The organism is Rheinheimera mangrovi (assembly GCF_003990335.1).
Classification (GTDB): Bacteria; Pseudomonadota; Gammaproteobacteria; order Enterobacterales; family Alteromonadaceae; genus Pararheinheimera; species Pararheinheimera mangrovi.
Window position 1 is genome coordinate 1,084,770 of sequence record NZ_CP034683.1, and the last position, 14,920, is coordinate 1,099,689.

Annotated in this window: 14 protein-coding genes and 1 other RNA gene; 5 read left to right on the forward strand and 10 right to left on the reverse strand. The window is 46.5% G+C overall.

The features are described 5' to 3' along the window. Positions 1–15: 15 nt before the first annotated feature. Positions 16–912, forward strand: coding sequence for a carboxylesterase family protein (locus EK374_RS04985; RefSeq protein ID WP_127020709.1), 897 nt, complete (start codon positions 16–18; stop codon positions 910–912). Positions 913–999: 87 nt separating this feature from the next. Here the strand turns inward: EK374_RS04985 and vapB are convergent, their stop codons facing one another. The 7 genes from vapB to smpB form a co-directional block, all read right to left on the reverse strand. Beyond that, entirely contained in the window at positions 1,000–1,233 is a 234-nt protein-coding gene (vapB, locus tag EK374_RS04990; protein WP_127020711.1) for a type II toxin-antitoxin system VapB family antitoxin, read from the reverse strand. 935 nt (positions 1,234–2,168) lie between these two features. Then, positions 2,169–2,852, reverse strand: coding sequence for a hypothetical protein (locus tag EK374_RS04995; RefSeq protein WP_127020713.1), 684 nt, complete (start codon positions 2,850–2,852; stop codon positions 2,169–2,171). Positions 2,853–3,616: 764 nt separating this feature from the next. Beyond that, a complete protein-coding gene (locus EK374_RS05000; RefSeq protein WP_127020715.1) occupies positions 3,617–4,759 on the reverse strand; it encodes a hypothetical protein in 1,143 nt (380 codons plus the stop codon). Positions 4,760–5,473: 714 nt separating this feature from the next. Continuing rightward, positions 5,474–6,621 (reverse strand): IS3 family transposase gene (locus tag EK374_RS05005; RefSeq protein WP_127019341.1). Its coding sequence is split into 2 segments (ribosomal slippage): positions 5,474–6,384 and positions 6,384–6,621, totalling 1,149 coding nucleotides; the frame shifts between segments, so codons are not numbered across the junction. A 60-nt stretch (positions 6,622–6,681) separates the two neighbouring features. Beyond that, complete coding sequence (locus EK374_RS05010) at positions 6,682–7,665, reverse strand: tyrosine-type recombinase/integrase (RefSeq protein WP_233280336.1); 984 nt, start codon at positions 7,663–7,665, stop codon at positions 6,682–6,684. Positions 7,666–7,882: 217 nt separating this feature from the next. Next, positions 7,883–8,241, reverse strand: a transfer-messenger RNA (tmRNA) gene (gene ssrA, locus EK374_RS05015). 167 nt (positions 8,242–8,408) lie between these two features. Beyond that, positions 8,409–8,891, reverse strand: coding sequence for an SsrA-binding protein SmpB (gene smpB / locus EK374_RS05020; RefSeq protein ID WP_008897453.1), 483 nt, complete (start codon positions 8,889–8,891; stop codon positions 8,409–8,411). 118 nt (positions 8,892–9,009) lie between these two features. On the opposite strand from smpB, the gene EK374_RS05025 reads away from it, so the two are divergent. Next, positions 9,010–9,453 (forward strand): SRPBCC family protein, encoded by a 444-nt coding sequence (locus EK374_RS05025; RefSeq protein WP_127020717.1) that lies wholly within the window; start codon positions 9,010–9,012, stop codon positions 9,451–9,453. Next, the gene (locus EK374_RS05030) at positions 9,446–9,796 is read left to right on the forward strand and encodes an RnfH family protein (RefSeq protein WP_127020719.1); all 351 of its coding nucleotides are present in this window, start codon (positions 9,446–9,448) and stop codon (positions 9,794–9,796) included. Before EK374_RS05025 ends, EK374_RS05030 begins: the two co-directional genes overlap by 8 nt. An 85-nt stretch (positions 9,797–9,881) precedes the next feature. Here EK374_RS05030 and EK374_RS05035 read toward each other — a convergent pair whose 3' ends face one another. The 3 genes from EK374_RS05035 to nadK form a co-directional block, all read right to left on the reverse strand. Next, positions 9,882–10,232, reverse strand: a complete 351-nt coding sequence (locus tag EK374_RS05035; RefSeq protein WP_127020721.1) for an outer membrane protein assembly factor BamE — start codon at positions 10,230–10,232, stop codon at positions 9,882–9,884. Between the two features lie 127 nt (positions 10,233–10,359). Next, positions 10,360–12,027, reverse strand: a complete 1,668-nt coding sequence (gene recN / locus EK374_RS05040; protein ID WP_127020723.1) for a DNA repair protein RecN — start codon at positions 12,025–12,027, stop codon at positions 10,360–10,362. A 79-nt stretch (positions 12,028–12,106) separates the two neighbouring features. Then, a complete protein-coding gene (gene nadK / locus EK374_RS05045) occupies positions 12,107–13,000 on the reverse strand; it encodes an NAD(+) kinase (RefSeq protein ID WP_127020725.1) in 894 nt (297 codons plus the stop codon). Positions 13,001–13,179: 179 nt separating this feature from the next. Here nadK and hrcA point away from each other — a divergent pair, with 179 nt between their 5' ends. After that, positions 13,180–14,205, forward strand: a complete 1,026-nt coding sequence (hrcA, locus tag EK374_RS05050; RefSeq protein WP_127020727.1) for a heat-inducible transcriptional repressor HrcA — start codon at positions 13,180–13,182, stop codon at positions 14,203–14,205. A 29-nt stretch (positions 14,206–14,234) separates the two neighbouring features. Further along, positions 14,235–14,804: a nucleotide exchange factor GrpE gene (gene grpE / locus EK374_RS05055; protein WP_127020729.1), complete on the forward strand. Its 570-nt coding sequence runs from the start codon at positions 14,235–14,237 to the stop codon at positions 14,802–14,804. The last annotated feature ends 116 nt before the right edge of the window (positions 14,805–14,920 follow it).

The following is a 14,920-nucleotide window of genomic DNA, read 5'->3' on the forward strand; positions in this document are numbered from 1 at the left end:
GAAAAAGGAGTAGTGATGGTGTTCAGAATTCTATGTTTGTGCGTGGTGTTGCTGTCAGGTGCCGCAGTGGCTTCAGAAGCAAAGCTGTTAAGAGCAGATTATAAAAGCACTGTAGATGGCTTAAACCGACAGTATTTTGTTTATTTGCCTCAAGGTTATGATCAAAAAGCGGCGCAAAAATGGCCAGTGTTGCTGTTTTTACACGGCAATGGCGAACGTGGCAATGGTCTGGACGAGCTGGATTTTACTATGGTGCACGGCCCTTTGTATGAGGCTTGGGTGCAAAAACGCGACCTGCCTTTTATTATGATAGTGCCGCAATTGCAGATGTTTGATATGCGTAAGCTGCCTTATATTGCCAACCGCAGTAAAGCCGATATTCCGAAGCGCCTAGCCGATGGCGTACCGCCACGCCCTGTGATGTTTCCATCCGATAAAGCCATAGCGCCAGCCAAAGCTGTAGCTGATATATCAAAAGTGCCAGTGTTATTGCCAAATGGTTGGGAGAAGGCAGAGCAAGATCTATTAGCCATGATTGCGACTGTGCAGAAAAATTACAACACAGATACCAAACGGCTGTATATCTCCGGCATTAGCTACGGTGGTTTTGGCACCTGGTATATGGCCAGCAAACACCCTGAGTTATTTGCAGCCGCAGCTCCTGTAGTCGCCTGGGGTCACCCGGATTTAATGCCGCCTATAGCCAAAGCTAAGCTACCACTCTGGGTGATAGCAGCAGGCCGGGATTCTGCTATCAATAAAGATAATATCTACCCAGGTATAGAGACGCTGCGCCAGTTAGGCCACACCAATGTGCGTTTTAGTATGCTGGAACAAGCAGAACACGACGCATGGCGCCAAGTGTACGAAGGCTGGGATATTTATGGTTGGTTGCTGGGGCAGGGGAAGTAGGGGGATATTAATCTCGGCATTTGATTAAACTAAAAAGGCTGTCGTTTGATGGCCTTTTGCTTTTGTTGGGGCTGTAACTATTTATAGCTAAAACATTTCCCGCTCTTGTTGCTTCTGGCTGGCTCGCTCTAAGGCAAAATCTTCAGTAATTCCTTCGCTTTGCAGAAAAAATGAATCCCATGTACTTGCTACAGATGTGAGAATACGATCTTGCCCAACAACCCTGATGCTGACCTCTTTTATACGTTCTGGAAAACGAGCTTCTGCTGGTAAGCGGACGGCCTGAGAGTTGTTGTGTTGAAATACAGTACCTGTTTTCATTGTGTGTTCTCCACTGACTGATACTGAAAACATATACCCGAATGCTTAGTGACTCAAGTTACGGAAATATTTTAATGTGAGTCTTAAAGTGGCCATCTTGCGGTAGGGGGTTACCGTGCCACGGCTCAGATCATAGGCAGCATAAGGTCTTGCATCGTATTACTGATTGCATCCTCAAAAGTAAGGGAAAATGGTGACAGGTCTTGCCCTTTGCCCCTGTTTTTGTGCTTGGTATTTAGTGGTGACAACTCAATTTCTTGCTGCGACTGAAGGCATAGGGGAAAATGGTGACAGGTCTTGCCCTTTGCCCCCTGTTTTTGTACTTGGCATTTAGTGGTGGCAACTCAATTTCTTGCTGCGGCTGATGGCAAAGGCCACCTTGCGGTGGCTAGGTACTTGGGGGGATTTATTCGCGGCTTTGCCGCTCACCTCTCGTTTTCAACGAGAGGCCGCCCTTTGGGCGTTGTCTACGCTTGCTGCGCAAGCTCCGGCTGAACCCCGAACGGTGCTTCGCGTCCGCCGCGAAACCACAATAAAGCAAAAGGCCACCTTGCGGTGGCCTTTTGCTTTATTGGGCCGGGGTCTATTGAAGTGGAGATGTAACTGTATGTTTATTATTGATTATGTGTTTGGTGTTGGTCGCTAATACCCCCATAAATACCCCCATTTATCCGGTGTTACCCCCGCTGCTCAGTTCAAAATTTATTTTTTCGGTCAGCTCTATTTCAGCATAAAGCAGCAACTTTTCGCTGTTGGTTAATGAGTGGCCTTTAATTGTTGTAGCTCATATCTGATCTGGCAATTTAGTTGAGAGGTTCCAATTTACCCAGGCAGGTAGTTTTGAGCGGATAGTGGACTTAATTACCCAATAGCGCAGAGAGTTGATGTCTCAGCCAACGCCTTTTTTTCAGCGATAGCATCTGCGTTTTAGGCTTTCACATAAGTTTTTGCGGAGTATGGATCACACCATTGACGGTGATAACTTCAAAAAGTGCATCGAAATAGTCATCCAAGAGATTGGTTATTTCATCAATGTTGCTTTTTGTTGTGTTTTTCCACTTTTCTTTTGCTACTAAGTAGCTAAGTGTGGATATTTCCTTAAAGTCTTGACTATCACCAAACATATCGACAAATGAAAACATTGAAGCTTGGTCTAGGGCTTCATCATTGTATCTAGTGGCATGGACATGTTTACTTCGAGATGAAACCGCTTGCTCTAAAGATGTACCTACAATACCAAAAAGCGGTTTAATACGAGCCTCTGCAAAGGCTTTATGAGAACTTTTCGAATATGCCCTCATAATTCTTGTAGCATATGAATTGAGACGCTCTTTCAAAATGTACACCTCCTGAAGATGCACACTTACGTGGTATTTCAAATACTCAGGCTTTTGAACACGACGACTCCTTGGAGGCGAGAGTGAGATAAATAGATTTGTTAAACGTAGAGCATCCAAAGTATTAGATATTTCATTGAAACCTTTAAATGTCTCTTCGAAAAAACTATCAAGAGGCTTCGGCTTTTGGCCAGAGGGGTTTTGTTGCGCTGTGTAAAGTGGACTTAATGTTTTAGAAGCCCATTCAACCATTAGCTTTTGATATCTCGAATACCCATTCATAGCATGTCAGACCTAAAAGTATGTTTTTTAACCGCACATAGATTGCAAGTAGATTCAGTAATTCATGTAGCTCATACATTTAGAATGTAAAACATTTTTTAAAAATCAACAAGATATGAAAGTGTGTTAACCTTCCAACAGGCTGCTCTTGGCACATTTGCGTTCTTGCCTACTTTATTAATCTGGCGGTCGATAATGTAGCGCTAAACCCTTTCGGCTGCTCCTGTTGCAGCTGCTTTTTAAGCTGTTTCAATTTAAGCCCCTTGCACCTGCTCTCTGGTCATCACTTTAGTGGTATAGCAAAGTGCGGAGGCCGGTTTTAACTTTATTTTTCGCGAAAATAAAAATCTGATGGAGGGATCGGTGTCCAGGCCTATACGTCATAGAGATTTAGATCCCCCCTCCGGCGCCTGGTGTTGGCGGTCATTATCTGCAACGGCTGAGCATTTGATCAGTCTATGGTGTTTATCGGCACTCCCGAACTATACCGATTTAATCGCGAGTCTTTCGAACGCCAAGCCCCGTAGATATTTTTTTAGTAATAGGATTAATTGTGTCTAGTCAAGATATTCCCTACTTATGCATATCTAATAAAGAGTCCTTCAGTTTATATAACTAAGGTAGTCCTCCATTAGTTGGCCGTAAGGTTTGGGTTTATCACATACTTTGATAGCACGAATTTGGGATCCTGAAATCTGATGTTCTCCTACGATAAACCTCGCAAATCTTGAAAGTCGGATGTAAGCGAAGTGAACATTAACGCCTCAGCTCCATGCATTGTTAACCATCTCAAGTCGAACACTGCCTATATCCATACCTTTGACTCGAACATTCACTGATCCAATGGAACTGCCAGCTGGCTCGGGGCTCGAAATCAAGCACTTTGTTAATGTTCTTCCATCGTAGTTTGGATCTCTAGAGGGTAGCTCGAATTCAATGCCATTTTGCGCCTGCCATGCGCGACTGGTTCTTCGTGCCCATCCTGTCAATTGACTCTCGCAATCACGGCGTAAAACATTAGCGATAAGATCAGGCCGCCTGTTGAGTAACTCGACACCTGGCTTAAGCTTCGCCGAGACGTCACTGGTTTTAAGTTGCCCACCACCATGAAATATCTTGTGCCGCACTTGACCTGCGAGCTCAATATGGTCGAACTCGTAATCATCACTTTTTCCAAGTGTGAATCGGGGAATATCAAAATCAATGAAGTAACCTGTCATAAAGCGGATAGCAGCTCTTGTCATTGGTTTCTTTGCTCTTCGCTCAAACTGAGACGAAATACCTGATGCCATTGTTTCCAAAAGAGAATACATCCGAGCGATTCTAAAGTGCTCGTCAGCCAACTCACTTGCTTGTTGCAGCAGGCTAATGTAGTAGTGGAGCTGATCATCATCGTTACGTTCACCGGCGCATAACCGTAGAAAGTCTGATGAAATTGGATCATCTTCCAACCGACTAATAAGTCCGCGACGATAAGGTGGCGCCTGGAACTCAACATGAGCTAGACCTGGTTCATTCCATTTCATTTTCACAATCGGCGAAAATGGCCCCCCAGCGTAAAGTGCAAGGAGAGCCCTGTAACGACCAACTTTCTTAAGAAGACCCTGACCTGCGAGCTCAAAATCTTCGCTGGATAAATTAGAGTACACTACCGCTGTAGCGTCATTGAACGGAGAACCTTGGTTTATTGCCATTTGTACGAAACCGTCATCAAACGGAATGCCAAGGAAATTTAAGAGTTGGCAACCGAAATCGACGTGCAGAGAATTGCCTGTCGGTACAAGCGGGAATGCGTGAGTAAATTCGTCTAGCTCCAGCCTAGCTTGTATCCTTGGCCCTACAATAATTTCAATATAAGCCGGTCGGCCCATTAAAAAGCTTATTATCTGACTGCATACCTTTTCCATAACCGTTAACTTTCTCCCAGCTGAAACTTTTGCCTAATAACCTATGTTCCAAAGTAGTCCGCTCGCATTACGGAAGTTTTTATGCTTTGTTTAACAATTTTTACTTATATCAAGCTAACTCTGATGTACCCCTATTACAATAAATTTATCTGAAATCTCTAAATTGATATCAGACAAAACTGATACAGTCAGTACACTGGTTATTTTTTAACTTATTTAAAAGAGGAATCTGGAAATTACGGAGGCATTGCCACAATGCCAGATATCAGCTACTGGCACCACGTCTACCATCAGCTCTGTTCTCCCGCTCATATGCTTTCTGAAATCAGGTTGAGGCAGCCCAACAAAGTCAGTTGTTTAAGGTCGTTTCGTGTTTCTAAACAGGCACAAGCCTTGCTGGTGCTGCTTTCGTGTGGGTATTCAATAGCGAAAACGAAAAGGCTTCAAAACTATTTTCTGATCAATGTATGGAACCCTGCGCGCTTCGCACCCGCAGACAAAGAGGGGGTATTGCACAGTACCTTTTGCTTTATGGCTGCCTGATCCTGCCTGTTTGGAACCGTTGTTCCGTAAGTGTGGAACTGCTGTTCCGTGTGTCTGGAACCGTTGTTCCGTAAGTATGGTAAAACGGTTCTGCTTGGCCGGTGCTTTTGCTTGTAATGCACACTCTATTACTCTCTTAATTAACTATTAAGATGAATCGCCACCAATAAACTAGACACTTCCCAGCCGTTCTTGGTAACGGTTTTCATACTCTACCGGTGACAGCAGATTATTGGAACCATGTTTCCGTTTACTGTTGTAAAACATTTCAATGTAATCAAACACATCACTTCTGGCCTCATCACGCGTCGTGTAGACTTTCCGCTTGATCCGCTCTCGCTTTAACAACTGGAAGAAGCTTTCTGCCACTGCATTGTCATGACAGTTTCCGCGTCTGCTCATGCTGCCTTGTAAGCCATGAGTTTTCAGGAATGCCTGCCAGTCATGGCTGGTGTATTGGCTCCCTTGGTCGGAGTGAACCATCACCTGTTTTTTAGGCTGACGTCGCCACACGGCCATCAGCAATGCGTTCAGCACAATATCTTTGCTGATTTGGGAATGCATCGACCAGCCAACAACCTTGCGCGAGAACAAATCCACAACCACAGCCAAATACAGCCACCCCTCATGCGTGCGGATGTACGTGATATCAGTTACCCATACCTCGTCAGGCACTAACGGATTAAACTGCCGCTGCAAGCGGTTCGGCGTAATGATATGGCTGTCCCCCTTACGTGATCTGGGTTTGCGATATCCAACCTGTGCTTTAAGCCCTTCGGATTGCATCAACCGGTATACCCGGTTAATGCCGCAAGACTCGCCGAAATCACGTAAATCAGAATGAATTTTACGGTAGCCATACACACAACCAGACTCCAGCCAAAACTGTTTTATTAATCCTGTCAGCCGCCGGTTTGCTTTATCGCGTTTCGACAGCGATGCCTTACTCCACGCATAGTATCCACTGGGATGCACATCCAACATGTTACAAAGCCAGCGCACCGGCCAGCTGTCGCAGTGTTCTTTAATGAAGGCGTATCTTAGTCGGACAGCTTTGCGAAGTACGCCGCGGCTTTTTTTAGAATGTCGCGCTCTTCGGTGGCTCGCTTCAGCTCTTTTTGCAGTCGCTTAATCTCGGCCTGAGCGTCAGCCAAATCATTATGCTGTTGTTTGTCAGGACCGTACTTTTTAATCCAGGCGTACAGGCTGTGCGTGGTGATATCGAGCCGTTTGGCAACATCCGCAACTGAATGGCCGCGATCAACGACCTGCTTAACTGCTTCGATTCTGAATTCTTCGGGGTAACGTTTACTGCTCATAGGCACCTCTCTTTGAGTTAGTTTATCTAACTGAAAGGTGTCTAGGAAATTAGTGGCGATTCAGTCATTGTCGTAACCCATAGCCCTAAGCGCTGTTCTAACGCCATTTTCAGACAGTGGACGGCTTGCACCACGGGGCGAAGGGAAAACATACTTGCCATGCCCGGTTAAAGGTTTTAATTCGTCCAGTACAGCCAATGCTTGTTTACTTAGCGGGATGATATGGGGCTGACGCATTTTCATCTTTTCTGCCGGTAGCTCGATCCGAGCCTGTGCAAAGTCAACCTCTGCCCATTCCAGCTGCCTTAATTCACCAGGGCGGCAAAATAGCAAAGGGGATAACAGTAAAGCGGATTTAACAATGCTGGTGCCGTTATACCCGTCTATTGCCAGCATTAAGCGGCCAACATCAGCCGGATCTGTAATGGCGGGAAAGTGAGTCTCTACTGGGTTTTTCAATGCCCCTTTTAAATCTGCGCTTATATCGCGTTCTGCGCGGCCCGTAGCAATTGCAAACCGGATAACCTGCCCAGCCGTTTGCTTGGCTCTGTGCGCTGTCTCAATGGCCCCACGGCGTTCTATGCGGCGAAGGGTAGAAAGCAGCTCAATAGGTGTTATATCTGCAATGGGTTTGCTGCCCAGGTAGGGGAACAGGTCTTTTTCTAAAGCGCTGCGGGTTCTGTCCTGATGGGTTTTGCTTTTATCGGACATTTTGACTAATAGCCACTCTCTGGCAACAGCCTCAAAGCTGTTTGCTGCCGATTGATGGCTGGCCAGCTTACGCGCTTGCTTCTCTGCGCTCGGATCTATGCCCTGCGCCAGAAGTTTGCGGGCTTCGTCTCTGGCTGCTCTGGCATCTTTCAGGGAAACATCAGGGTAAACGCCAATTGCTAACAGGCGTTCTTTACCAACAAAGCGGTACTTTAAGCGCCAGTATTTTGAGCCAGACGGTTTTACCAGTAAGAACAAACCTTTTTCATCGGACAACTTATAGTCTTTGTCCTGGGGTTTGGCTTTGTCTACCTGTGTGGCTGATAAAGGCATCTGCTTTGCTCCGCGTTCACCGGACTTGCCGGAAGTCATAGGGGTATCTGGTTTGGGGGTACTGATCTGCTGACATAGCAAAGAACCCCCATTAATACCCCTAAAAGCAGGGGGTATCAGTTAATCCATATTAGACCACGTTAGAATGGCGGGCAATAAAAAACCCCGCATTGGCGCGGGGTTCGTAGCCTGTTATAGACTTGCTTAGTCTTCTATGTGGTGGAGCCGGGGGGATTTGAACCCCCGTCCGAAAAACCTAGATCGTCGGTACTACATGCTTATCCAGTTATTTGGTTAACCCTATGAGCGCCAGCTGGCAGGCTATCGTCGGGCGAGTCCGATTGGTTTTAGCATCTTGGCTCCGGACAAAGCCTCCATGCGATCCTGTTAGGGGTGATCTCCCAAAATCCCGGCTTACAGGCATGCGCGGGGGGGAGAGCATCTACTGCTTATTAGGCAGCGATTGCGTAAGTTTCGTCGTTTGCGACTACTAGTTTGCGGCTTTTTTACGAGGCCTACCGCACCTCGGCATGCACCTAAGAGTTCGTGAATCCCGTCGAATCCAGTATCGGCCCCGAATTCTTTTGTCTTCTGAACACTTCTGTGTTGAGCGCATTCTACGCTCTGCAGTTCAAGGCAGCAAGCTGAGAACTGGTCTTTTCTTGCTGCGTTTGGCTGTTATTACTCTATATGGTGACGAATTGAACAATCTCAAGCTGCAGTGGGTAAGAACCCGGCTGCAATTATCTTTTGCTGTGTTTCATCATGCGTTCTTTTTCACGCGACCAATCTCTGTCTTTGATGTCGTCACGCTTATCAAAGTGCTTTTTACCTTTGGCCAGATGGAACTCCAGCTTCACCCAACAGGCTTTCCAGTACATGGACGTGGCTATTAAGGTGTAACCGTCTTGCTCTTTTTTACCGACCAGTTTGTTTAGTTCACGTTTGTTCAGCAACAGCTTGCGCGAGCGCTCTGGATCGCAGACCACGTGCGAGGATGCGCTGTGCAGCGCCTGAATTTGTGCACCAATTAAAAAAGCTTCGCCATCTTTTAAAATGACGTATGAGTCGGACAAATTGACTTTGCCTTCACGAATACTCTTTATTTCCCAGCCTTGCAGGCACATACCTGCTTCGAAACGCTCTTCGAGGAAATAGTCGTGTCGTGCTTTTCTATTTTGGGCTATGGTGCCGCCCTGATTTTTGCTGCTTTGTTTTTTGCTCATCTTTGCGAACGAATAACTCTTAAAAGCCAAGGAATTTAATGGCAAAAGGCTTGCGCCTGGGACATTGAGGCTGCGGCTAATTCTGTTACAATCGCCGCCTGCATTAAGGGGAGAGAGTATGCCACAAATTGAGCGCAGCGCACTGGTTTTTTACAGCGCGCGCCAGATGTTTGAGCTGGTGAACGATGTACCACGTTATCCGGAATTTTTACCCGGTTGTGCCAAAGCAGAGATTTTGCAGCAGTCTGCAGATCAGATGCTGGCTAAGTTACAAGTGAAAAAAGCTGGTATCAGTCAGGAGTTCACCACCCGCAATACCCTGGTGACTGACTCGCAGATTCAGATGCAACTGGAGTCTGGGCCTTTTAAAAAGTTATCCGGTGGCTGGACTTTTGTGCCCTTGAGTGATGAGGCTTGTAAAGTGGTGCTGGCTTTGGATTTTGAGTTTTCCAATAAAATAGTCGAGTTTGCTTTTGGTAAAATATTCAACGAATTAACCGCGGCTATGGTGGGTGCTTTTACCCAAAGAGCTAAACAAGTGTACGGAGAGCAACATGGCTGAAACTAAAGCGGTGGAATTGGCTTACGCTACACCAGAGAGACAAAGTTTGTTGAGTTTAACTGTGGATGCCGCAGCCACTGTCGAACAGATTATTCAACAATCAGGCATGCTGGCTGCTTTTCCTGACATTGATTTAAGTCAGAATAAAGTTGGGATCTGGAGTCGGACCTGTAAATTAAATGAAGTGCCAAAGGCGGGTGACAGAATTGAAATCTACCGGCCTTTGATTGCCGATCCTAAAGATATGCGTCGTCGCCGTGCTGAAAAAGCCAAAGACGAAGGCAGAGCAAATAAAACCACGGGTGGCAGGCCGCAACAGGGGCAGAGTGCTAACTCTGACTGATAATTTGACGGCTGATAAATAAGCAGAACTATTGCACTGAAGTTACGAGCAGGGGGCAGAGCGGAAGCTCGACCCCCTGTAAAAGTTATTTATCCAGCGGAGTATTAAAGTTAGCTGGTTTGGTGAAATCACCACTGATATCAACCAGTTTGTCGTCTTTAAAATTGACGATTATTTGCTTCTCAAAGTTGTCGCCACGACCACCTTTTAGCGCATAAAAATAGTGCCAGATGTCATCGTCGAAAGCGTTTTCAGCAACAGGGTTGCCTAAAACAAAACGAACCTGTTCTTTGGTCATTTGAACACGCAGTTTGTCGATGTCTTTTTGTTCCAGAAAGTTGCCTTGTGGCACGTCAATCCGGTAAATCCAACTGCTGCAAGCACCCAGAGTCAATGCTGTGGCCAACACAATGGCCGTTTTCACTACTGCTTTCATCTGTCTCTTCATCTGAATAAGTCTGTCGGCATCATACCGCAAGCATGGGCTGAAATTAAAGCCTTAATCAGACCTAAGTGTGTTAGCTAAGTTCGTGCCTGCTAAAAATAATTCATTGAAATCAGCTTTAAGGTGCACATAACAGCTCGCGGGCGTTGGCAATCGCATTAGCGCTGACATTTTCACCTGCCAGTAAGCGTGCTATTTCCTGCACCCGTTCTTCGTCTGCCAGCTCGCGAATGCGGGTTTCTGTAGCAATACCGTCGGTGTATTTCTCGACAAATAACTGGTGATGGCCCTGACTGGCGACTTGAGGTAAGTGAGTAACACAAATCACTTGAGTAGATTCACCCAACTGGCGTAATAATCGGCCTACACCAGCTGCCACAGGGCCGCTGATGCCAACGTCCACTTCATCAAAAATAAGAGTGGGAGTAGTAACTTTTCCTGCCAGTATCACCTGAATGGCCAGGCTGATACGGGATAACTCACCACCTGATGCTACTTTATGCAGAACCTGTAAAGGTTGGCCTGGGTTGGTACTGACCAGAAAGTCGACCTGATCCCAGCCGGATGCGTTGGCTTTATCTATACCGGCGCTTTCAACAGCTATATAAAATTTACCGTTGGCCATACTCAATTCGGCCATGCTGCGGGCAATTTTATCCGACAGTTCTAAAGCGGCTGATTTACGCAGTTCGGAGACTATTTCTGCGGCCTGACAATAGAGTTGCTGCGCCTGCTGAATTTCAAGTTGCAGCTGTACTATGCGATCATCATCACCAGCCAGTTCTGATAACTGCTGGGATAATTGCTGATGGAACAGCGCCAGCTGATCGTTTGGTATTTGATGTTTACGGCTTAAACTGAGCCACTGCCCAAGGCGCTGATCAATTTCTGCTAAACGTTCCGGGTCTATATCTACTTTTTCACTGTAACGGCGTAGTTCGCGGCCTGCTTCTTCAATTTGTACTAAAGCTTCGCTCAGCATTTGATGAATAGGGGCTAAAGCCGGGTCTACTTCTATATAGTCGTCCAGTTGCTGACAGGCATGACTTAATAAACGATAGCTGTTGGCGTCTTCATCGTCATAAGCCAGTTGCAAGGCTTGCTGGCTGGCCTGGATCAGGCTGTGGCTGTTGCTTAAGCGCTGATGTTCAGTTTCCAGTTCGGCAAATTCATCTGCTCCTGGTGCAAACTGATCCAGTTCTGCCACCTGATACTCCAGCAACTGACGTTGTGCTTCACGTTGCTGCTGACTGCTTTGTAGTTCGCCATATTCCTGCTTCAATTGCTGCCATGCTTTCCAGTATTGCCGGCAATCGGCTAAAGCGGATTGGGTATTGGCATAAGCGTCCAGTAACTGGCGCTGGTGATCAGACTTTAACAACAGTTGATGCGCATGCTGACCATGAATGCTTAACAGGTGATGTCCCAAAGCTTTCAGTTGTTGAGCCGGCACTTGTACGCCATTGATATAACCACGGGAGCGGCCTTCGCTACCCACCACACGGCGCACTATACATTCGTTGCCCATAGCAAGGTCTTGCTCTGCCAGCCAGTGCTGAGCAGCACCCAACTGGCTGATATCAAAAGTGGCCACTATATCGGCTTTATCACAACCGGGCCTTACAGCTAAACCATCGGCACGGTCGCCCAAACATAAAGACAAGGCGTCCAGAGCAATAGATTTGCCTGCGCCAGTTTCGCCTGTAATAGTGGTCATGCCGCCACGCCAGTCGAGTTCCAGCGCGCGTACTATGGCAAAGTTGCTAATATGCAGATGGTTGAGCATGGTCCAACTCCCTTATACTGAATAACTGTTAATTTATACAGTAATTCTGGTTTTAGCAAGGGAGTGGTGCAGAGATTTTTTAGTAGAGTTTGCTGCCCCAACCAAGCTTGTTGCGCAGCACGTTAAAGTAGCTATAACCAGGTGGATGCACCAGTTTCAGCGGCTTAGGATGTTTACGAATCCGGATTTCATCGCCAGGCATGACCGCCAATATCACATGACTGTCGCAGCTGACCTGTAAATGCGCGTCATTACTTGGTGATACTTTTAAGACTATTTCACTGGTGCCGGACACCACCAAAGGGCGGCTGCTTAAGGTGTGGGGGAACATAGGTACTAAACTCATCGCATCCAGCTCAGGCGTCAGAATAGGGCCGCCACCTGATAATGAATAGGCGGTAGAACCTGTAGGTGTACTAACAATTAAACCATCAGAGCGCTGACTAAACACAAATTCGCCATTGATATGAGCTTCAAACTCAATCATATGTGCCACTTTGTCGGCGTGTAATACCGCTTCGTTTACTGCACTGTTACTGCTTTTCACGCAGTCATTGCGATAGACTTCCACTTCCAGCAGATTGCGTTTTTCAGTGACAAAGTTCCCGGCTAACACAGCGGCTAATGGCGTTTCAAAATCTTCCGGTGATAAGTCGGTTAAAAAACCTAAGTTACCACGGTTTACCCCCAAGACTGCGACACCAAAACGCGCTAATACGCGTGCAGCACCGAGCATATTACCGTCACCACCTACTACTATGGCCAGATCGCAGTTTTTACCCAGCGCGACTAAATCCATCACCTGCACGTCAGGCAAGGCTAAAGATTCGGCCACCTTTTCTTCTACATACACCTTTAACTTTCGTGCTGTTAAAAACTGATACAGGCTAATAAGAGTAGTGTTGGCGCCCGGATGATTAGGCTTGCCAATAAGGCCTATGGTTTGAAATGCGCTGTCAGGGTTTTGACTCATGAGTATTCCTTTCAAAATGCCGTTTGAGTATACCCATAGTTTCGGATAGCGAACAGGCTTTGTGCGCACGGAGCTGTGACGAAGGCCAGGCTTGAATTTTTAAATAATGACCCCACAATATCTACCAGTATAAATGAGCAGTATTCTGCACCGTCTTTTTAACCGGAGTAACAGCCGTAGTGGTTCAGTTAAGCAGACCAGAACTGATATTAAAACTCATAGTCGAGCAGTACCTGACGGACGGCATGCCGGTGTCGTCTAAGCTGTTGTGTGAGCAGTCAGAGCTTGGTGTCAGTTCAGCCACAGTGCGCAATACCATGATGTTATTGGAGCAGCAGGGGTTTATCCGCTCTCCTCATACCTCGGCAGGGCGTGTGCCTACCACTTCGGGTATCCGTTTATTTATTGACAAAATGCTGCAGCTGGAGCCTTTAACAGGCCGGTGGCTGGACGCTATACAAGTAAATTTACCACCACAATTGCCCGTCTCTTTATTATGTCAGCAAGCCGGACAGCTTTTGGCCAACTTAACAGGTATGGTCAGTATTGTCAGTGCGCCTAAAAGTCAGGGCAGGGTGATTCGGCAGGTGGATTTAGTGCGTTTAGCCACACAGCGATTGTTGCTGGTGGTGATAGACGAAGACGGTGACATTTTACATCGGGTGCTGTTTCACGACGATTTAATTGATAATCAAACGTTAAGCCGGGTCTTGTGTTTACTCAATGCAGCTTTATGTGGTCAGGACTGGCTGGATGGTATTTCGCGTTTAGCTTTAATAGCAAAGCAGGAATGCGGTACAGTGCAGTCTTTGGTGAAAACTGCTATGACGCAACTGAGTCTGGATGAAATGCAGCAACATCAGCCGCTGATTTATGGTCAGCATCAACTGATGCAAGCCACTGATTATCATCGTGACCCGGAGTTGCAGCAAGTCATCGAACTTTTGGACAATCCATCTTGTCTGGTGAAATTATTGACGCCAGTAACTCAGGATGAACAACCAAAATTAATACTGGGGCGTGAGTCTGGTATTGAACCTTTAGCCAAGGTGAGTTTGATTTGTGCACGCTACCGGTCGGAGCCACATGGCTTTATTGCCTTGCTTGGACCCCGCCGGATGAACTATGGTCGTTTTGTGCCTTTAGTTGAAGCTGTAGCACAACAAATGTTTTTTAACTTGAATCATCTTAATCAATCCCCATAATAAGCCAACCTATGGTGGAGTAGTAACTAATGAGCGAGCAAGATAAAGTGCAAACTGAACAACAACAGGCTGCGGAAGCAGCGGCAGAGCAAGAAGTGGTAGAACTGACGCCGGAGCAGGAACTTATTGCAAAGCTGGATGCAGAATTACAGCAGGCAAAAGCCCAGTTGGCAGAGCAGCATGATTTAATGCTTAGAATTAAAGCTGAAGCAGACAACAGCCGTCGTCGTTCAGCCATGGACGTTGAAAAAGCCCATAAATTTGCGCTGGAGCGTTTCGCTGGTGATTTATTGCCGGTTGTAGATAACCTCGAGCGTGCTTTAACCTTCTTAAATCGTGAAGACGACAGCCAGAAAGCTCTGGGTGAAGGTGTGGATTTAACCCTGAAAGGTTTACTGGATACGCTGGCGAAAAACGGTGTGCAGCAAATTGATCCACAAGGTCAGCCATTTAATCCTGAATTCCATCAGGCCATGTCTATTCAGCCAAGCGCTGATGTAGCGCCAAACACCGTAACTTTTGTTATGCAAAAAGGTTACGAGCTGAACGGCCGTCTGGTTCGTCCTGCTATGGTGGGTGTATCTAAAGCTGTTGAATAAACAGCAATTTATTTAAAGTGGGGTCAGCTCAGATTATTCCTTAGAAATAATCTGAGCTGACCCCATTTTTTTTGCTTACAATAGCGCTATTCACAGTAGAGGCAGTTGCAAAGGAA